General features: G+C 45.3%; 15 protein-coding genes. 5 read left to right on the top strand and 10 right to left on the bottom strand.

Annotated features, from left to right (window positions below; translation table 11 throughout):
• Positions 1–116: 116 nt before the first annotated feature.
• Positions 117–1,070 carry a serine hydrolase domain-containing protein gene (locus tag ACWA2B_RS04105; protein ID WP_069011370.1) on the top strand — a complete coding sequence of 318 codons (954 nt, stop codon included), beginning with the start codon at positions 117–119 and terminating at the stop codon, positions 1,068–1,070.
• Positions 1,071–1,214: 144 nt separating this feature from the next.
• Here ACWA2B_RS04105 and yicI read toward each other — a convergent pair whose 3' ends face one another.
• Entirely contained in the window at positions 1,215–3,539 is a 2,325-nt protein-coding gene (yicI, locus tag ACWA2B_RS04100; RefSeq protein WP_069011369.1) for an alpha-xylosidase, read from the bottom strand.
• 180 nt (positions 3,540–3,719) lie between these two features.
• Between yicI and ACWA2B_RS04095 the strand changes: the two genes are divergently transcribed.
• The gene (locus ACWA2B_RS04095; RefSeq protein ID WP_029516781.1) at positions 3,720–4,640 is read left to right on the top strand and encodes an AraC family transcriptional regulator; all 921 of its coding nucleotides are present in this window, start codon (positions 3,720–3,722) and stop codon (positions 4,638–4,640) included.
• Positions 4,641–4,655: 15 nt separating this feature from the next.
• Here ACWA2B_RS04095 and brnQ read toward each other — a convergent pair whose 3' ends face one another.
• Positions 4,656–6,014, bottom strand: coding sequence for a branched-chain amino acid transport system II carrier protein (gene brnQ, locus ACWA2B_RS04090; RefSeq protein ID WP_069011368.1), 1,359 nt, complete (start codon positions 6,012–6,014; stop codon positions 4,656–4,658).
• Positions 6,015–6,531: 517 nt separating this feature from the next.
• Here brnQ and ACWA2B_RS04085 point away from each other — a divergent pair.
• Positions 6,532–7,806, top strand: a complete 1,275-nt coding sequence (locus ACWA2B_RS04085; protein WP_069011367.1) for an oligosaccharide MFS transporter — start codon at positions 6,532–6,534, stop codon at positions 7,804–7,806.
• Positions 7,807–7,900: 94 nt separating this feature from the next.
• On the opposite strand, the gene ACWA2B_RS04080 is transcribed toward ACWA2B_RS04085, so the two are convergent.
• Genes ACWA2B_RS04080 through ACWA2B_RS04070 form a run of 3 tightly spaced genes read right to left on the bottom strand, consistent with a single transcriptional unit; the run spans position 7,901 to position 10,913 of the window.
• The gene (locus tag ACWA2B_RS04080) at positions 7,901–9,604 is read right to left on the bottom strand and encodes a methyl-accepting chemotaxis protein (protein ID WP_029516778.1); all 1,704 of its coding nucleotides are present in this window, start codon (positions 9,602–9,604) and stop codon (positions 7,901–7,903) included.
• A gap of 33 nt (positions 9,605–9,637) precedes the next feature.
• Positions 9,638–10,402, bottom strand: coding sequence for an extracellular solute-binding protein (locus ACWA2B_RS04075; protein ID WP_449291715.1), 765 nt, complete (start codon positions 10,400–10,402; stop codon positions 9,638–9,640).
• Between the two features lie 40 nt (positions 10,403–10,442).
• Positions 10,443–10,913 carry an ABC transporter substrate-binding protein gene (locus ACWA2B_RS04070; RefSeq protein ID WP_449291714.1) on the bottom strand — a complete coding sequence of 157 codons (471 nt, stop codon included), beginning with the start codon at positions 10,911–10,913 and terminating at the stop codon, positions 10,443–10,445.
• 244 nt (positions 10,914–11,157) lie between these two features.
• On the opposite strand from ACWA2B_RS04070, the gene ACWA2B_RS04065 reads away from it, so the two are divergent.
• Positions 11,158–12,006, top strand: a complete 849-nt coding sequence (locus ACWA2B_RS04065) for a copper amine oxidase N-terminal domain-containing protein (protein WP_069011366.1) — start codon at positions 11,158–11,160, stop codon at positions 12,004–12,006.
• 141 nt (positions 12,007–12,147) lie between these two features.
• Here ACWA2B_RS04065 and ACWA2B_RS04060 read toward each other — a convergent pair whose 3' ends face one another.
• The 5 genes from ACWA2B_RS04060 to ACWA2B_RS04040 all read right to left on the bottom strand — a co-directional run bounded on the left by ACWA2B_RS04060 (position 12,148) and on the right by ACWA2B_RS04040 (position 19,043).
• Entirely contained in the window at positions 12,148–12,489 is a 342-nt protein-coding gene (locus ACWA2B_RS04060; RefSeq protein ID WP_029516775.1) for a darcynin family protein, read from the bottom strand.
• A gap of 83 nt (positions 12,490–12,572) precedes the next feature.
• Positions 12,573–13,154 (bottom strand): Crp/Fnr family transcriptional regulator, encoded by a 582-nt coding sequence (locus tag ACWA2B_RS04055; RefSeq protein ID WP_029516774.1) that lies wholly within the window; start codon positions 13,152–13,154, stop codon positions 12,573–12,575.
• Between the two features lie 126 nt (positions 13,155–13,280).
• Positions 13,281–15,122, bottom strand: a complete 1,842-nt coding sequence (locus tag ACWA2B_RS04050; RefSeq protein ID WP_209947989.1) for an adenine deaminase — start codon at positions 15,120–15,122, stop codon at positions 13,281–13,283.
• 153 nt (positions 15,123–15,275) lie between these two features.
• On the bottom strand, positions 15,276–17,654 hold the full coding sequence (gene helD / locus ACWA2B_RS04045) for an RNA polymerase recycling motor HelD (protein ID WP_449291713.1): 2,379 nt from the start codon (positions 17,652–17,654) through the stop codon (positions 15,276–15,278).
• Positions 17,655–18,011: 357 nt separating this feature from the next.
• A complete protein-coding gene (locus ACWA2B_RS04040; protein ID WP_175405266.1) occupies positions 18,012–19,043 on the bottom strand; it encodes an FUSC family protein in 1,032 nt (343 codons plus the stop codon).
• A 204-nt stretch (positions 19,044–19,247) separates the two neighbouring features.
• Between ACWA2B_RS04040 and ACWA2B_RS04035 the strand changes: the two genes are divergently transcribed.
• Positions 19,248–20,552: an MFS transporter gene (locus tag ACWA2B_RS04035; protein WP_449291726.1), complete on the top strand. Its 1,305-nt coding sequence runs from the start codon at positions 19,248–19,250 to the stop codon at positions 20,550–20,552.
• The last annotated feature ends 60 nt before the right edge of the window (positions 20,553–20,612 follow it).

The following is a 20,612-nucleotide window of genomic DNA, read 5'->3' as shown; positions in this document are numbered from 1 at the left end:
CAAAAAAAATTCAAAATTAGGTAAATGAACTGTTTTCAGTTTGTACTCTTCGAATTTCAGACTATTTAAATGATATACTATGTATTGGTATAGCATAAGCCTCAAGGAGGATCTGCATGAACAGTCTGGAGCTCAAACCGCTTATTCACGTGCTTAACGAGTTGGAAACCCGCAGCTGCCTTATTGAGCAGCAGGGTAACATGATCTTGAATTACTATCGTGAACCTCAAATTGCTAACGAACTCTATAAAATAAATTCCTGCACCAAAAGCGTGATTTCTGCATTAGTTAGTATCGCTATGAACCAGCAACAGGGACCGAAACCGGAGACGCCGATCCTCGAATTCTTTCCCCAGTTGGCCACAGATAGTGATTCTCGAAAACATGATATTACGATTGAACATCTGCTGACGATGTCCGCAGGCTTTAACTGGACGGAGTTTGGCGGACAAAACTCTTTTCCTACCATGAGCAAAACGTCAGACTGGGTGCAATTTGTACTTTCACAGCCATTATCGGATGTGCCAGGCACGCGAATGGAGTACAGTTCTGGCTGTTCTCAACTTTTGGCCACCATACTACGTCATGTTTCTGGACAAACAGTTGCTGAATTTGCCGAACAGCAATTATTCCAACCGCTCGGTATCGAAAGCTACCATTGGGAAACCGATCCTCAGGGCACTCATACGGGAGGCTTCGGACTGCATCTCAGGCCAATGGACATGCTCAAATTCGGGCAGCTTTACCTGAATGAAGGAGGCTGGGAAGGACGGCAGATCATCCAAGCAGAGACGGTTCGATATTCAACCCGTCCGTTTCTCCCTGCTGCCAAACCACAAAAAGCATTTTACGGATGGCACTGGTGGACTTCTTCCTTTTCAGATGGAACAGATACAGGAAGTGAAACGGACTATTTTTACGCTCTCGGCTTTGGTGGGCAATATATTGTTGTCGTCCCGTCGTATGACATGGTTGTTGTCGTTACCGCCGATAAATTCAAAAAGAAACGGACTCCTGTGGATATTTTCCGGCAGTATATTGTACCGCTCCTACTCCAGCAGAATGGATAGGAGTAGATAACCAATGCTAAAAGTTGCAACTGATTCTATCAAAAATCTGCATCAAAAAGGGCTTGCCTGTTGGATCAAGCAAGCCCTTTCTTTACATATAATCGCTACATTGTGACATACTTCATCCACTTTCTAGCGCCTTACCTAGCCCAAGTGAATCGTAAGCTCTTGCTGTCCACTGGAAGCTGGTGTAATAATTACACCCTGTTCTCCCGACTGGCTGCTGCCTTGCTCCACTTGAACAACCTCGTGGATACCGCGCAGGACGATCGACCATGGTTTAACAGCACCTTCTGCCTTCACTGTAATGACAGAATCCTTGCGGCTGGCAATAACCGTTAACTCTTCTTCACCTGACGTATTCACGATAACCGTTCGAGCCTGTTGCCCCTCACCAAGCTCAAACAAATGAAGCGCCACTTGATCAGCATAATCATAATCCGGACGACTGTCCTCATGACCGATTGCCAACAGTGTGTTCGGCTTCACGAGCACAGGCAAAGTTGTAAAATCATGATGCTCGTTGACCCAACGACCACCTGACACTCTCTCATTCGTAAGTAAATTTGTCCACTGACCTTCTGGTACATAATACTGTACATTGCCTTCTTTATTAAAGATTGGGGCTACCAAAATGGAATCCCCCAGCATGTATTGCAGATCCAGTGTTGCACAGGTTGGGTCCTGCGGGAATTCCAATACCATAGCCCGCATCATCGGCAGTCCCTTTACCGAGGATTCCACAGCAGAAGGATACAGGTATGGCATTAGCGAGCATTTGAGTTTTGTAAAGCTACGCACCACATCCACTGATTCTTCGTCAAATAGCCAAGGCACGCGATAGGATTCGTTTCCGTGCAGACGGCTATGGGAGGACAGAAGTCCAAATTGTACCCACCGTTTGTATACGTCCGGCGCAGCCGTTAACTCAAAGCCGCTAATATCATGGCTCCAGAAGCCGAAGCCGCTCAAACCAAGCGACAAACCGCCTCGTAAGGATTCCGCCATCGACTCATACGTCGACGAGCAGTCTCCTCCCCAGTGAACCGGGAACTGTTGCCCCCCGGCTGTAGCGGAACGTGCAAATAACGCGGCTTCATTTTTACCCAGCTTTTCCTCCAGCACATCAAATACAGCCTTGTTGTACAAATGCGTATAATAGTTATGCATTTTCATCGGATCAGATCCGTCATGATATACCACATGGGTAGGGATGCGCTCGCCAAAATCAGTTTTGAAGCAATCTACCCCCTGATCTACTAACACCTTCAGCTTATCCTGGTACCAGGCGACTGCAGCCGGATTCGTGAAGTCAACCAGCCCCATCCCCGCCTGCCACATATCCCATTGCCACACGCCACCATCGGCGGTTTTGACCAGATAACCATTCTCCATGCCTTCATCAAACAAAATGGATTTCTCAGCAATATACGGATTGATCCATGCACAAATTTTGAGCCCCTTTGCCTTCAATCTTTGCAGCATGCCTTCCGGGTCTGGGAACATGTCTTGATCCCACTGGAAATCGCACCATTGGTATTCCTTCATCCAGAAGCAGTCAAAATGGAATACCGAGAGTGGCAGATCTCGCTCAGCCATCCCGTCCACAAAATGATTCACTGTGGCTTCATCGTAATCTGTTGTGAACGAAGTGGTCAGCCACAAACCAAAAGTCCAGGCTGGTGGTAATGCAGGCTTACCCGTCAGCTTGGTGTAATTGTCCAGTACCTCTTTAGGGTTAGCTCCTCCAATAATAAAATACTCTAACGATTCGCCGGAGACGCTAAACTGAACCTTTGATACATTTTCCGATGCAATCTCATAGGATACCTTTTCCGGATGGTTGACGAACACACCATACCCTTTATTAGATAGATAAAATGGAATGTTTTTATAGGCCTGCTCACTGCTGGTCCCGCCATCTTCATTCCAGATATCGACCACTTGGCCATTTTTTACGAACGGAGTGAAACGCTCTCCGAGTCCGTATACGTACTCACCGATGCCCAGCTCCAGCTGTTCCCGAAAAAAAGGCTGATCCTGCGGGTCTGTAATATAGCCTGGTCCCCGATGTCCGCTACCTGTGACTCTGCGATCCTCGACATAAAAGCCTACGTCCCAGCTCTTTCCACGACCGACTCGCACACTCAGATCGCCGCTTTTCAGTACCGCTGCGTCCTCATCCACCGTAATGCCTACCTCTGTTGGCAAGGTGTGAATTTCAAAATCCGGTCCCTGATGCACCCGTCCCTTATGGTGGTTTAGACGTACCCGAATGACATTCGGCATAGGCGAGCTGTAGGTCGCTTTCAGCAACGCTCCGTTCAGTGTATCTCCTTTATGCTCGATCCGGTGGGTTGCTGCATATACCGTCATGGAAGCATCGTCCGTCACGATATCACGGATTTCAGCAGGATTTTGTATTTCATAGCCCTTGCGAACCAACCAATAGCCATCTGTAAATTTCATCTGTTCCTTCCTCCGTCTCAATCTTTATATTCTTGATTCCAAATCGCTTGTTGGATTTTTTCGAAATCCTCACTATAATAATATTGATTTATGTAAGGGTTTACTTCTTTTATTTTGACGTATTGTATCAATATTTTGATGTTTTCTATATAAATCAGTTTGCCGAAAGGAATCATTGAAATGCAAAGGGAAATGTTACGAGAAAACCGCATTCACGGCAATCCCATGTATCCAGTCAGCGTATATCCGAGCGTAGAGCAATTGAACGGAAATAGTATATTGGAGTCCCATTGGCATGAGGAAATGGAGTTTATCGTAGTGGAACAAGGGACCGCTGTATTTCAGACGGATATGGTCTATACGGAGGTTAGCGAAGGTGAAGCCCTTTTTGTAAACAGTGGCGAGCTTCACGCCGGTTATTTACAAAAAAGTCCTCGCTGTGTATTTTCTGCGGTGGTGTTTCACCCCGACATACTGCACAGCCGCACGCAGGATACGGTGCAGACGCAGTTTATTGACCCATTTATCAGTAAAAAGCTTGTCCCTCCCCCCCACATTCGCGGCGTGCAGCTCTGGGAGCAAGAGGTGCTGGCTGCATTGCGATACATTATCACCAGCCATGAAAAGAATGCGCCTGCCCGTGAACTGGCGACCAAGGCACAGCTCTATAGCATGATCGCCTGCCTGTACCCACACATGACTCCCGCTAACGGAGAGGATGTGATTATGGCGGGTCAGCGCAACAAAGTTGAACGGATCAAAAAAGCGTTGGCGTATATCAACAGTCATGCTCATGAGCCTATACGTTTACGGGAAATCGCAGATGAGATTGGAATGAGCGAGGGACATTTCTGCCGTTTTTTTAAGCAGATGGTTCAGAAAAGCCCGGTAGAATATATCAACTATCATCGGATTCAAAAGGCTTGCAGGTTGTTGGAGCAAAGTGATCGAAAAGTGGTTGATATTGCGCTGGATGTTGGATTTGACAATCTAAGCTACTTTATTGCGACCTTTAAAAAATGGAAAGGCCTGACCCCTTCGCAGTACCGTAAGCAGCACGAAGCAGATCAGGCGCTTGCTGTCCCTTATATAACAGACTGATATGCATAGGATAAATTATTTGTTTTTTTTGGGCTTCATAAGTACTAAAATTATTTTTCTTCCTCTTAATTTAGTAAATATATAGCCAGCTACACCTCCTAAAACAGAGGGAATTAACCACCCTAACCCTACATTATATAATGGGAGAAAATGGGTGAAAAAATCATTAATTACATTAATTTTTATTCCAGCAGCATTCAAGCCATCAAATAAACTAATGATAAAGGTTAATATCAAACTGCCTTGATATACTTCTGACTTTCCTTTAAATACGGGATGTAAAAAAGTTAAAAATATTAGAGAAATAGCAATAGGATATATTGCCATTAATACTGGCGTTGAAACCTTAATGAGCTGTGTTAAACCTATGTTGGCTACAAGGATACTAAATATAGATAACATGAGAGCGACTCTTTTGTAAGAGACTTTTGGAAATAATCCATGAAAAAAGGAAGAGCAGGAAGTGATAAGCCCCACACTTGTCGTTAAACACGCTACTGTAATCATTAAGCCTAATAGAATAGATCCATAAGATCCAAAATAATAGGAGGAAACCTTAGCTAACACCTCAGCACCATTTCCTAAAATGCCCAGTTTTTCAACACTAGAAGCTCCCATGTATGAAAGAGACGTATAGATAAAAGCTAAGAGTATAACCGCAATTGCTATCGCTTTGCCACAAATGATCATCAGCTCTTTTTTTGTATTAACCCCTCTATCCTTAATCGCATTCACAATGATAATTCCAAAAATAAAGGCTACAAGAGCGTCCAATGTTAAATAACCCTCTTGAAAGCCTTTAAAAAAGACATTGGATGTATAACCCTCCGCAGGTTCTTGGAATTTTCCTATTGGGTGAATAATAGCTACAATCACAAGTAATCCAATGAATGTCAATTTAATGGGTGTTAGGAACTTTCCGATGACATCAATAATTTTTGTAGGATTAAGTGACAACAAACATGCAACTGCAAAAAAAAGGATAGTAAATACAAAAAGTGCGACAGGATGATCTGCATTGTCTGAAAAAAAAGGCTTTACTCCAATTTCAAATGACACACTACCGGTTCTAGGAATTGCATACAAAGGCCCGATGGCTAGATAAAGGATTGTTGTAAAGACAAGACCGAATACTGGATGTACACGACTCGCTAAAGTTTGCAAATTGCTTTTGCCCGAAAAAACAAAGGCTGTGACGGCTAGTAATGGTAAGCCGACACCGGTAACCAAGAAACCCGCATTGGCTATCCATACATTCTTTCCGGCCATTTGCCCAAGCATAGGTGGAAAGATTAGATTCCCTGCACCAAAAAATAAGGCAAATAGCATTGATCCTATAATGATAATAAAGGACGTAGAAACACTTTTAGACATAATAAATCCTCCAACCACGAACTCACAACATTTTGTTTTTATTCGTTTTCTTTTAATTTTGTATACTGTATGTTAATAGGAACGTAGCCAATTGTTGCATTCAAAGAACGGCATCTGATTGCCTAGAGTATGTTACTCTATATACGATCATCGTTTCAAGTAACTTTGTACTTGCAAAAATGAATCATTTCATCCCCTTGCTTTTGCACTTATGAGGCTACCCTATATTTCTCCTCCTACTTAGTGAGCTTAATGAACTATAAGAGAATTTTACACGTAGGACTTATTTCTTACAAGACATAGATGTAGTTACACACACCCGGTAGGTCTCGTAAAAGTTTTAAATTACTACATAATCTGCGGTTTAATCGAATCATCAACTGATTGTAATAAGCACAGGAAATCTTGGGAAAATGCCCTATGGAAGCAAGCGAATAATCCTTACAATTAATAGTACAACAATGCATATTAACGTTGAATACAATTTGAGCGGCTACAATTGAAGGGGTGCTTAAACATGACGAATTTGGCAAAACGCAACTATTGGTCTCTGAGTATTTTTAACTTCGCTTATCTATTTACATGGTCTGCCGCCATGTCTTTTTTTGTCATTTGGCTGGGACAAAGCCTGGAAATTTCAGAAACCTACACGGGATTTTTATACGCGGCTAATTCAATCGTCGCCTTGATCATGCAGCCTTTGTTCGGTTACTTATCTGACAAGCTGGGCTTGAGAAAACACCTGCTGTACATACTCTTTACAATCCTTTTGCTCGTCGGGCCCTTTTTTATCTATGTATACGGTCCATTGCTTCAAACGCAGTTCGTCATTGGTGCCATTGTTGGTGCGCTATTTATCGGCCTGGTATTTAATGCAGGTAACGGTGTCGTCGATTCGTATATGGACAAAGTTTCGCGTAAATATGGCTTTGAATACGGACGGGTTCGTATGTGGGGTTCACTCGGGTGGGCGGCGGCTACTTTTGTTGCGGGACGGGTCATCAATATCAATGTAAATCTGACCTTCTGGATTGCCTCCGTATCTGCCATTGTTGCCATGATCTGCATCTTCCTGACCAAAGTCGAAATTTCTGGACAGGAGCAGCAGAAAACAGAATCGTTGAAGCTCATTGATGTGCTGCATCTCGTACGTACCACAAAGTTCTGGTTTCTTATGCTATTCATGGTTGGCGTGACCCAAATTTATGAGGTATATGACCAACAGTTTGCCACATACTTCGTATCGCAGTTCAGTTCCAAAGCGGAAGGAAATCAATTCCTTGGCGATTTGAGCGCTGTGCAGGTTTTTCTGGAATTTGTGTTCCTTTTCGTTACCCCTTGGTTTGTGAACAAAACGACCGCCAAATGGGCATTAATTATTGCCGGGTCGATTATGTCTTTGCGTATTATCGGCTCTTCGCTGCCATTCGGTTCTATATGGGTGGCTGCGATGAAGATGATTCACTCCCTGGAGAAACCACTTATTCTGGTAGCCATCTTCAAGTACATTACCGTTAACTTTGACCAGCGCTTGTCCTCCACCATGTACCTGCTGTATTTGTTTATGGGCTCCCTGGTGGTTTCCATTTTCTCACCCATTGTCGGGCATATGTATGAAGTATTAAATTTCCCGATTACTTATGTAATTCTGGGTTCCATTGCAGGTCTATTCACCATCCTATCCTGTTTTACACTGACAGCAGACAAGAAGAATGGAGAGCGGTATCTGGAAGAACGCCGTAAACAGGATCTGAAAAGAGCAACCAAAAAAGCTGAAGCAGTTCATTCGTAATCTAATGGTTTAAGCTTAACAAAACAGCGGCAGTCTAGGACTTTTTTCTCGTCCAAGGCTGCCGCTCTTAACTCCAGTTGATTTGAAGCTTATTTTAAATCTTGAATACCGACACCGTCTGATTCATCTCTTCCGCCCTCTTGGCAAGCATGTTAGCACCCGCAGACACTTCCTGCATGGATGCAGTAGTTTCCTCGACTACGCTTGCGACTGTTTGAGTAGAATCTGCTGCACGTTCGGAGATTTCAGCAATTTTCTTCATCGATTCCACCATAGAAACGGTCCCTTCATTTACGGATCTTGCTTCTACAGCCGCAGTGTCCACCTCACCGCTCACTTCTTCAACGGCACCTACAATCTCAGAAAAAACGTTACCTACGCCTTCGACAAGCATCATGCCTTCATTTAGAGATTGAACACCTTCATTCATTGAAATCACAACTTCATCTGTTCTTAAGGCAATTTCGTTAACCAGAGAAGAGATCTTGCCTGTTGCTTCACTTGCTTGTGCCGACAGATTGCGTACTTCAAAAGCAACAACCGCAAACCCTTTTCCCTGCTCTCCCGCCCTCGCAGCTTCTATACTCGCATTTAGTGAAAGCAAATTGGTTCGAGCTGCTATATCACGGATCATAGCTGTGATCTGTCTGATCTCCGCAGACTTTTCTCCTAGAATATTTACTACTTCAGCGGATTGAGTTACCTTGGTATGCACATCTCTTATTTGAGAAACAGTCGAAGACATTTGGGTTTTTCCGTTGTTTGCTTTTTCTTGTGCTTGGGTTGTGAGATTTGCCACATTCACAAAGCGATTGGTTATGTTCTCTACACTTTTAGAAACGTCTACCGTGTAATTCAGCGTTTCAGCTATGTCTACAAGCTGTGTCTGAGATCCCTCCGCAACCTGAGTGGCACTTATAGCTATCTGCTCGGTAGCAATGCTTGTCTGTTCCGCACTAGCCGTTAACTGTTCAGCCGTAGAGGCAACCAGTAAGGAATTATCCACAACTTCCTTTAAAAGATTGCGAAGTGAATCGCACATTTCATTAAAATCGGATGCCAGCTCCCCGACCTCATCTTTGGATCGGATACTAAGGGGTTCCACTTGCAGGTCCCCTCTCGTTACCAGCTTTATCTGTTCCGCTATCTTTAATATGGGCTTAGTGAACGATTGAGCCAGTAAAAAAGAACCGATAATTCCAAGGATCGTACATATGATAGTCAGAGAAATCATCAAAAGTCTACCTGAATGGTAAGATTGACTCGATTGATTAGCGGCATCAGTAGCGTACTGCTCATTAAGCAGCTTCAGTTTATTCACATCGTCCAAGGCTGCCTTATAAATAGAAGAATTCCCATGGATGATCATGTAGGCCATCACCTTGTCGTTTTCTTCCATGGCCGCGGAAACCACCTTTAGATGGCGGAGATACATTGCCCACTGACCATAAAAGTCGGTGAATAGTTCTTTTTCCTCTGCCGTGGAGGCTAAACTTTGATATTTATTTACACTCTTATCCATTGACGCTGTAGCTTTGGTTAGTTCTTCTTGATAAGTGCTGCGGACGGCTGCATCCTCTTCGAGTATCATTCGAACGGTGAGCCTATCGATTTCTGTAATCTGCTTATCCATACCTTGAAGAAGAATGACTGCAGGTAAAGACCTGTTATTTACCTTATCAGAAGCCTCCCCCATTTCCGACATCTTAATAACGCCTATAACACTTGAAAGGGACAGCACGATCACCAGTATGAGCGCTGCACTAATTATCTTTTTCTTTAACGTTAATTTAAACACCCTTATCTTCCTCCCGTGACTGGTCTCGTATCATCACTGCTGAGCTTTCCAATATATACGTATTTGGCGCAACAGCTCTGCCTTATCTATCTTTCCACTGATGTAGCTTTGGATAGATGCTCCTGTGATGCCCCCATGATCAGGTGGAAGGGTTGCCATGAACGGCAGCGTCTTTCCGCTCGACATATATGACTTGATCGATTTACTCAAAGGATCTGAAGGCACCATGTCAATATTCTTGAACGCCGGTATAACATTGGCCTTGTTAACCAAAAGTTCTTGTCCGGATTTTTCATATACCAGCCAGTTCAAAAACTTCTTTGCTTCCTCTTGCTGCTGAGGTGTGGTAGTTGTGGAGTCGATGAATATATACTTTGTCACACCGACAGTGATCTTAGCATTGTTAGGATCATCCGTATTATCGTTTAGCGGAAGAGGCAAGAAACCGTATTCCTCATTTGCCGTATCATTGCTCTTTATTCCATTCCAAGCCCAGTTGCCCATAAACCAAAGCCCTACCTTGCCCTCTCCCAAAGCTTTGGCTCCATCTTCATACGTACTGTCCAAAGGCAAGTGCTTATTAATGTTGTTATCCTTGAGCAGATCTAAAGTTTGTACCCATCCAGACATTACATTGTTCTGGGACATATCAATGGAGTTATTCTGCATACCTTTAACAAACTCCGGAAAGCCCCCAGGTTGAACAGAATAAGACAGAGCTAAAAGATGAGAGCCGAGAGACCAGTCCATTGGTGAAAGCATGTCCGGTGCTACTCCCGACTTCTGAATTTTAGCCATTAATGAATTCAGGCTACTTCTACTTTTTACCGAGGAAACATCAAAAGCCCCCCCCTGTTGCTTTGTCCAGTACTTTCTTATTGTAAATTAATCCGTAGCCTTCTACTGCAAATGGAAACCCCAGCACAGCATCATTTTTCTTGACGGTGTCAAGTCCATTTTCTATCGTATCGGCTACCCACTTCTCTTTACTTAAATCAATAGCTTTATCCAAGAATGTCTGCGTGTCGCCTGGATCAAGCATCGACATGGTAGCTGGACTCCCTGAGCCATACATCGACATCAGCTTTTGATATGCAGACGTCCCCTCAGGAGCGGTTATAATCTCTAAAGATACTTCAGGGTGCTCTTGATTGTATTGTTTTGCTACTTCCTCTAACTGGGTTTTTATTTCAGATTTAGAATTCAAAAGTGTAATCTTGGTCGTCTGCTGTGATAATGGTGAAGCTGAACAACCTATAAACATAATTAAACATGCTAGAGAAATCGCAACTTTTAGCTGTTTTCTCATTAACTTCCCCCCCCTAAGGATTTGCTTTCATAAAATTTATGAACAATATTCAATGTTATCGACATAATCCTTCGCGAAGGTTAGAAGTTTTTCGTTGGTAAATATCGGAAGTTAAATAATAGTACAAACAGGTTGTTACGTTAAGTTAACAGACAAGATAGCACAACAAATTTTATCCAATCGCGTCTTAATATGGGGAAAAGTTACTTCACAACAAATTTAATCAAAAAAGGGGCAATCATTTATGAACAAAGCATTCTGCTGGGTTTTTCTTGCAATCTTTTTATTTATTTCATCATCCACTACTTATGCAGCAGAAAATCAAATCAAAGTTGACGGTGTGACTGCTACATCCGATGTGAAGCCCGAAATGAAGAACAACCGTTTAATGGTACCTCTACGTGTTGTTAGTGAAAGTTTGGGGGCTAGCGTCGAATGGTCCAATTCCGAGGTTATTCTCGCTAAAAGCGATATGAAAGTGAAATTAGCAATAAATAGAAGTACAGCGGAGAAAAACGGCGAAAAGATACTGCTTGATGTAAAACCATACACGAAAAACAATCGCATATATGTTCCACTTCGTTTTATTGCAGAGACGTTTGGCTGCAATGTCAATTACAGCAACCTTGCAGTGATTGTTGATACTAAACCACTGTTCATAGACGGTGTACAAGTAAAAGCATTGCAATATGAATACCATATGTTTATGGGCGGCGTAGTTCAGCAAATTAATGGAAATGCATTTAATGAAACCATCTATAGTATTTTTGCAAACAACATAGGTGAAAAGGTTGAAGCACCTGCAAACTACTCTTGGAGCTTCACTATTGACACACTTGGGTCTTATTATAAAAATGCACAATATGATTTTTTAGACAAAAAAGGGAAAAGCTTAGTCCGTTTTGATATTTATTCTTTAATTAGTCCTGTTCCATCTGAACTTTCAACAGAATATCCAGAGATTTTAGTTCATGACGTATCGAAAGATGAGTGGTATTTGTTTAATGATACCGCAAGAAAATCCATTAATCAGTTAATGTTTACCGCTGGGAAGAACGGTTTTCTGAAGATTATAAGTAACACAACTGTATAATGTGGTTTTTCTTATTACACTTTTTTCGTCTCCAAAAGATAAAAGGCAAATTCCCAGCTGAACATAAGCAGCACAGGAATTCGCCTTTATTAACCGTATATAAGATGAACTCTTCATTTTACATAGAAAGCGGAATGAAGGTTATTTTTCCATCTGTAACATTTCTGACTCATAGGACTGAAATGCATTTTCCATACCCATCACTACATCTTTAATCTTCATGTATCCTTTGGTATACGGTTCCGAATCGCGAATTTCTTCCCACATATAGTGATATTGCTTCATATCCTCTGTTTCGCATACGACGAAATCGGTGTAGTCCTTTCCAGGCAATGCTTCTGCATCAAAAAACCGAACCTGAACCTGTTCGTTATACTTTTGAATGGTAGCCTGCAAGGTCCCCGCATGTTTTCGACGTTCCTCCCGAGGAAGAGCCAACCAGGAAGGGTAGAATTCCAATAATACAATCATCATATAACGCATATGCCTATCTCCTTTTTTTGGTGAAGCTTGAATGATGTATCGTTATTGTACGCTGCTTGTCTACAAATTCGCATTAACATAGGTTAATGCGGATCACTACGCAGCAAACGACTAAGTGACACAGGGGAGACGCCTATGTAAGAAGCTATATGATATTGGGCAACTCGCTTGTCCAATCCGGGGTATTTTAGGAGAAAAGCGTGATAACGTTCCTTAGCGGAGAGGTACAATAATTCGCGTTCCCGCTCCTCTTTTCGAATGTAAAGTCTCTCTACACTCTTGCGCACGAATCTTTCCCACATATGGCTTGTATCCATAAGCTCCTTCAATACGTGATATGGAATTTCAATGACAACCGAATCTTCCATTGCCTCAATCGAAAAAGTGGAGGCTTCTTCTTGGATCATAGCCCCATAAGAGGTTACGTAATCATCTTCTGGCGAAAAACCGACATTATATTCTCTGCCATCTGCTAATGTATAAAATAAACGGAATAATCCCTCTGAACAAAAATAGGCATGTTTCACAAGCTCACCTGCTTCAATGAGAACCGTTCCCTGCTGAACATGCTTCACACGGGTTTGCTCTACAAACCGGTTCCAATCCTGCTCTATAATCGAGGCATGATGAGCCATTTTTTCTAGTGAACGATAATAGGGATGCATCTGCCCACCTCTTCTTGACTTTTATAAAGGAATCGAAGATAACTTTTATGGCTTCGTATATGAAAAACAGGGGTTATCCCTTAGGTCTGGACAGACCTGCAGGACAACCCCCAGCGACGTGTTCTATCAGACTTCCGCAGCATCCTCTTCCACGAAAAGAGATACCTTGCGGATGCCATCCGCTCCGATGACGACAAGCCCCTGATCCGACAGACGGATTTCAGGGATAACGACCAGTGCGAGCAGTGACAGTGTCATCAGCGCGTTGTTCAGCATGCAGCCGGCTTGCTGAAGCGCGCGGCTGATACTTTCGGACTGCGCTGCCACCTCTGCAAACGGAGCTGGGGACATCAGCCCGGCAATAGGCAGCGGGAAGCGTGTCTCACCCGAGGCGGATACAACCACCACGCCACCACGCAGACCAACAGCCTGCTTCGCCGCCTGGGTCATGAGCTCGTCATCATTACCAATGACGAGCAGGTTGTGACTATCATGCGCGACGGTCATGGCAATCGCAGCCGGCTCAGTGAAGCCGACACCTGTCACAAGTGCGACCGCGTGACTGCCACTGGCATGATGTCGCTCGAAAACGGCGATTTTGCACAAATCCTGCGCAGGATCTGATGCAACTTCACCATCACGCACCGGAACGGTCATCCGCACTTCCTTCGTGTCCACGTGATTTTCCGTAACACGAATCACCCGTACGGGTACGTTCCCCTCCTGTACTGGAGCCGCAATGCGGAAATCTGCTGCACTCAGCTCTCGTCCCAGATGGACCGTGTCCATTACTTCCGCAGGATAAACGAATCCGTCCCAATCGGCGACCATTTGACCGTGCTCGGCCACCAGCTGGCCCGCTGCGATGGTAGCCGTCACATTCACTTCGGCCAATCGGCCATCAAGCAAAATAATGTCGGCAATCGCACCCGGAATGATCGAGCCGATGTCCCGTGCCACGCCGAAGCGCTCTGCCGTATTCAGCGTAGCCATCTGAAACGCGGTTACGGGCTTGACGCCCTGTGCAATGGCATGACGCACAACGAAGTCCATCTGCCCTTCATGGAGCAAGGATTCTGCGCTGCGGTCATCCGTTACCAGCATCATGCGGCGCGTGTCGAGACCCATTTCCGTGCTGGCGCGGATCGTCTCGGCCACATCATGCCATGCGGAACCTTGCCGCATCTTGGCATACATGCCGAGCCGGATACGCTCAGCTACATCCTCGGGCGTGACACACTCGTGGTCGCCCGAAATTCCCGCGGCTGCATAGACCGGCAGTCGCCAATCATCGGAGGCCCATGTAAAATGGCCATCCGCCACCTTGCCCGCGCGCAGCGTGGCCTGAATTTCCCCGATCATCACATCGTCTCCATAGACGACACCAGGGAAATTCATGACTTCGCCCAGCCCGATCATATCCGGGCCCCAGCTTAACGCTTCTGCGACTTCCACCGGGCCGAAGGAGGCACCCGTCGTTTCCAGCTCCGGGCCTGTGGACGGCACGCAGGAAGCCACCTGCATGTAAGCTGCCAGCGGTGTCGTACGGGCTTCGTCCAACATCAGACGAAGCCCTTTTAGACCCAGTACATTAGAAATTTCATGCGGGTCAAAAAAACCACCCGTCACTCCCAGCGGCAGTACAGCCTTAGCAAACTCAGTTACCGTAAGCTGCGTGCTTTCGATGTGACAATGTCCGTCCAGTAACCCCGGTGCCATATAGCGGCCATCCGCTTCAATGATTATGGTGTCTTCACCAATCGTATGACTGACGTCCCTACCGACGTAAGCGATACGAGAACCTTGCACAGCAATAGACATGCCCGGCAGCAACTCGCCCGATACCACATTGACCAGTGTTCCTCCGCGGATCACCAGTGATGCCTTGCGCTCCCCTCTAGCTGTAGCTACTAACTCGGGTACACACTCCGCCAGTGGCGGGCGTTGAAATACACTCTTCATGTCCATTACGTTTGTAACCTCCGTTTATGCTTCTTACCTGTTTTGCTTATTTGCTTATGTTACTGGAATACGCTCCATAATGCCAGCCAACTCTATATCTATTCAAACATCGCAAAGGTTCCTGTGGCATTTGTCCCCAGCTGATTGCCAATATCCTCTCTACAGAACACGATCACTTTCTTCCACATTGCGGGTATACGTATCCGAATCCCGTAAACTCACGAATGGCGTAATCTCCCCTATGCTATAAATATGCAGCAGATGCATCGCTCGCGTACATGCGGTATAGAACAGCTTGCGCTCACTCTCACGATGGTATTGTTTCGCTGATCCGTCATAAATCAGGACCGCATCGAATTCCACGCCTTTTGCCAAGTAGGCTGGAATGATATGAATCCCCTTTTCAAAAGCGGGGGTTGTTTTCTTAATTAATTTTGGCTTCACTGACAGCTGCCCTTCCAGCGCTTCGTAGGCTGCCGCGCTTTCGTCAGCATTTTTACAGATCACCGCGATGGACTCATAGCCTTCTGCCAACAATTCAGTGACATTCCCAGCTATCCGTTGATGCAACTTTTCACGTGAACGCACCTCGGTTACCAGAGGCTTCTCACCCTTACGGTTAAACGGTACAATGTGCTCTCCCCCAGCGACCATCCCCCGGGTAAATTCCACAATCTCCTGTGTCGAGCGATAGCTGCGTGTCAGGGAAATCATCTCGGTCTGATCTGCACCATACAAGTCATACAATGGCTCTGCATCCTGAAGCACCGAGGCATGGGCATAGATGGCCTGATTAAAATCACCCAGTGCCGTCATTTTAGCCTGTGGAAACAAACGCTTGAAGAACGCCAGTTGGAATGGGGAATAGTCCTGTGCCTCATCAATAAACACGTGACGGATGTTGCTATTGGAACGGAAGCCCAGCATCAGCTCACGCAAATATAAAAAGGGGGTTACATCCTCATACGCTAACTCCCCAGCCTGAATTCGTTGCAGGGTTTGCCGACTAATTTCACCCCAGCTGACGGGCAGCTCTGCATGATTCGCCAGTTGGCTCAACAATGCCTCATTCATAAACAGCTCGCTGTAGAGCCGGGTCGTATCTACGAAGCGAAGCGACTTAATCCATTTGCGCAGAGGCTTTAAGCGGTCACTGACCACCATACGCGCCAATATTTCTCTTTCACGTGCAAAATCGTCGAAAGTATCGCCCTTATTCTTGGATTTACGGCGCATACGGTTATAGGCACGCTGATAATCCTCCGGCTCCATCAGATCCATCTGTTGATCCACCCATGGGGCGGAGCATTCTTCCTTACCAAAGCGGGCCAGCTCTTTAAGCATCCAATCCCGCAGCAGTTCCAATCGATTCGCCAGTCGCACCGTAGAGTCGAATTCATAAAACTTGCGTGCCATCTGCTCTACTGAAACCACCTCACGTCCCTGAAAGCGGATGGGTTTAAAACGCATGCCCTCCTGCTCCAAATACGCCTTGTAGCCTGTAATCACATGTAAGAACGTCTTAGACGATTTAAAACGGATACCTTCCATCCTGGCTTCATACCCAGGCAGTAACGACGCTGAAAGCACATATTCCAGCTGTTCAAAGGGATCTTCTAACTGAAACTCCCGGCCCAAACGCCGCTCCAAATATTCCTGAAACGTGGCCTGAAGCATATTTTCCTCACCCAATTCAGGCAATACCGTCGAAACATAACTGTTAAACATCGGGTTTGGCGAAAATAACACGACCTGATCCGCTCGCAAGCGATCCCGATACTTATACAGCAAATACGCTACTCTCTGAAGCGCTGCAGAGGTTTTGCCACTTCCTGCCGCCCCCTGAACAATGAGCATCCGGCTTCGATCATCACGGATAATGCGATTCTGCTCCCTTTGGATGGTAGCGACAATACTTTTCATTTGAGCATCCGAGCTGCGACTCAATACGGCTTGAAGAAGTTCGTCTCCAATCGTCACCCCTGTATCGAACATAAAACGGATCTGTCCATCACGGATCGAGAATTGACGCTTAAGCGTGAGCTCTCCATCCATCTCCCCTGCCGGAGTTTTATAAGAAGCGGGACCCGGCATGTTATCGTAATAAAGATTGGAAATAGGCGCGCGCCAGTCATAGATCAGAAATTCCTCATCTTGATTATCAAGCAGGGAGGCAATCCCCAGATAAACACGTTCCGCAGTCTGCCCTTCCTCAGCAAAATCAATGCGTGCAAAATACGGTGAATCAAGCAACTTTTTCAAACGACCTAACGCCTCTGTGGAATGCTTGTGTCTTCGTTCCCGCTCAGACAAAATCTCAGACTGCTGACGCAAACTGGTGGACGTCTCGCCCACATCATCCGCCTCACTGAAATTGATCGTTACCTCATCCCAGAAGTCTTTACGCATATCGACGACATCTCCGCGCACAGAACCAACCTCTGTCTCTAGCTTCCGAATACGCCCGCTAATTACTGCGGTCACATCTTCTACTCTTCGTTGTTCTTCATTCCATTGCTGTTCAGTAGTCACTGGCATCGCTCCTGTTCCGTTTCCTCCTGCTCCACGCAGGGCTCCCTTGCGTACAAACTATGCTCTATTATGGACCCGGACATACCCGCGGCATCCCCCTGATCCGGGAAAATTGACTAATCCTTTGAAGCATGCTATAATGTAAAAAGAAGTGTAACTCACAATTCATGCATATGGTTTTACCATAAAACAGAGCATTCTCTATTGTAGCAAGTTCAGTCCCTGTTCGCAACCAGCGGGCTTTTTTTGTGCGTTCTGGCAACCTTCTATTAACCTGTTCTGACATACTTGAATTCATTACATAAAAAAGCGACCGTTTCATCTGATTGATGAATGCGGTCGCTTTTCTTTTTGGAAATTCGCCTATCTGCTCTCTTCCACAGGATGAATATGATCGGCCAATCTGCTCAACCTCTCCAGCTGGTGACCATAGTCGTACATCGCCGCAGCCACAATAGAAAGCCGCAGCATTCCTTCCTGACAATGGTCAAAACGTGTAATCGCATGCTTCATAAATTCGCCGTTCGCCTGCTGGAACAATTCACTTTCGTCCTCGTTCGGTTTTAGCTTATTTTCGAATTTCAGTAGAGCGTGCTCGTGAAAACGAATCAGCAACTCCAGGTGACTGTCAAAAAAAGCATCCGTTCCCTTTGGCCGTAAAGACTGGAAGTAGTGCCTTTCCACCGCATCCAGTACCTCATATCCTTTGTGTAAACTTCCGAGCATTTGTTTGTATACTACCATTTGTCTCGTTTGACTAAACTTGGAGCGCTTGAGCTTCTTCTGCTCTTCCTCGAACAAATGATATTTGTCCGACAGCGATTTAATGGCTCCCTCTAGATTTCCTTTTTCCTCTTTAAAGACAGACTCCTTAATCTCATCGGAAATGGCAGTACGCAGCAGCAAGGACATGCTGTTAAATACATTTTGAATCTGATTAATAAACTGCCTTTTCGGTTTCGGGGGAAAAACGCTAACATTGATGACAAAAGCAGACACAATCCCAATCAAAGTGAGCGCAAAGCGGGTCACCGCAAATTTCCAGTCCCCTGAGGCTTCCATTACAGAAACAACGGTCACGAGTGTCAATCCAACCGTATCAGCCATATTTATTTTCAGACATATCATAAGTACCAATACACATACGAGTCCGACTGCAATCGGCTCATTCGAAAATACCATTCCGCCCAGCAATGCCATGATTGCACCTAGTGTGCTTGTTTGGAGTTGATCCAGAAAATAACGCCACGACCTATATATCGACGGTTGCATGGCAAAAATAGCGGCTATCGCTGCCCCCACAGGCGAATGGGTGTTCAAAAGCGTGCTCAGAAAAAGGGCGAGCGTCACTGCAATTCCCGTTTTCAACACCCGTGCTCCAAAAGCCAAAGCCATCCCTCCTGCTTACCTTTCAAATTTATTCATACCGAATTACTATAATGAAAATTCAATGTAAAGTCCATGCTTTATTATTACCCAAAACAAGCGAAGATCAGGAATATTTATGAAATGTACAGTTCCTGATAGAATACATATCAACAGTATTAACTTATTTGCAACACGTCACAGGAGGAACTCATCGTGTCATGGACTAGCAAAATGTTAGAAGAGCCCCGAAAGTGGCCGCGTAATATCCGATTGTTTTTTATGGCCAATCTGTTGTACCAGATGGGTACAGGAATGTTTTCTGTGCTGTACAATCTGTATATCCAAAAGCTTGGCTTTGACGATGATATGAACGGCCAAGTGGTCAGCATGCAGGCGCTGGCGACGGCGTTGCTGTTCATTCCGGTCGGATTTTTGGGGGATCGGACGAGCCGCAAAAATATGCTGGTCATCGGCGCGTTATTCAGCGGCCTGGCCTTTCTCGCCCGTACCTTTACAGATACCAGCGGAAGCATGTTGGTATTTGCCGTAATCTCAGGTATATTCGCCGCCTTTATTCAGGTGCTGGCCGTGCCTTTTTTAGCAGAAAGCATAAGCAAAGCCCAACGTTTAAAAATATTCAGCTATTACTCAGCTCTTGTACTGGCAGCCCAAGTCCTGGGCAGCTTCGGGGGTGGCGTACTGGCAGATGGGCTGCAGACGTGGGGAATCACACCGCTATCCAGTCTGCGGGTTGCTCTGTTCCTTGGAGGAATGGCAACATTGACTGCTTTTATTCCTCTATTGTTCATCACAAAAACTATGGCTAACTTAGAAGCACCAGTTCCTGCCGAATCTTCACCTCAAACAGAACAAGTACAGACGCCGTACAGTACATCCGATATACCTGCCTCGGAGACACCTACTGCTTCTTCTGATCGCCGGGTTATTGGACAATTTGTTCTGGCCCAGTTTTTTCTTGGACTGGGTTCAGGTCTGGTCATCCCGTATCTTAATTTGTATTTTACGAACCGCTTCTCCGTATCGCTCAGCGCAATGAGTTTACTGATTGCACTCGGCCAGCTCATGACCATCCTCTCCATGTTGATCGGACCTACCCTCGGCAACCGAATTGGTCTAGTCAGAGCTATAGTTGGTTTCCAACTGCTTTCGCTACCGTTCCTTCTCATTACAGGCTTTACGAGCGTGCTATGGATCGCTTCGATCAGCTTTCTATTCAGGCAAGCGTTAATGAATGCAGCCAATCCGCTGCAAACCGCCGTTCTCGTCGAACGTGTGTCAGATAAAAATCGTGGCATTGCCAACTCCATTCTCCAGACGACCTGGATGCTAGGCACCGCAGGTATGGGACCTGTACAAGCCTATCTAGTTACAACTTATGGCAACTACTGGGGCTATGCCATCACATTTAGCATGACAGGTGTTTTCTATATTTTATCCTCCCTCGCCTATTACAGGATGTTTCGAGGTAAGCGCCCGTCCGCGGGCCAGCTTTTACAAAACCCGGCAAGCCCGTAAACAAAATCATGACACAATAAAAGCCGGAGCCTCCAAGCGGACTCCCCTGGAACGTCATAG

It is taken from the genome of Paenibacillus sp. CMM36 (assembly GCF_053570945.1).
This window is presented reverse-complemented; position numbering and strand designations above follow the sequence as displayed.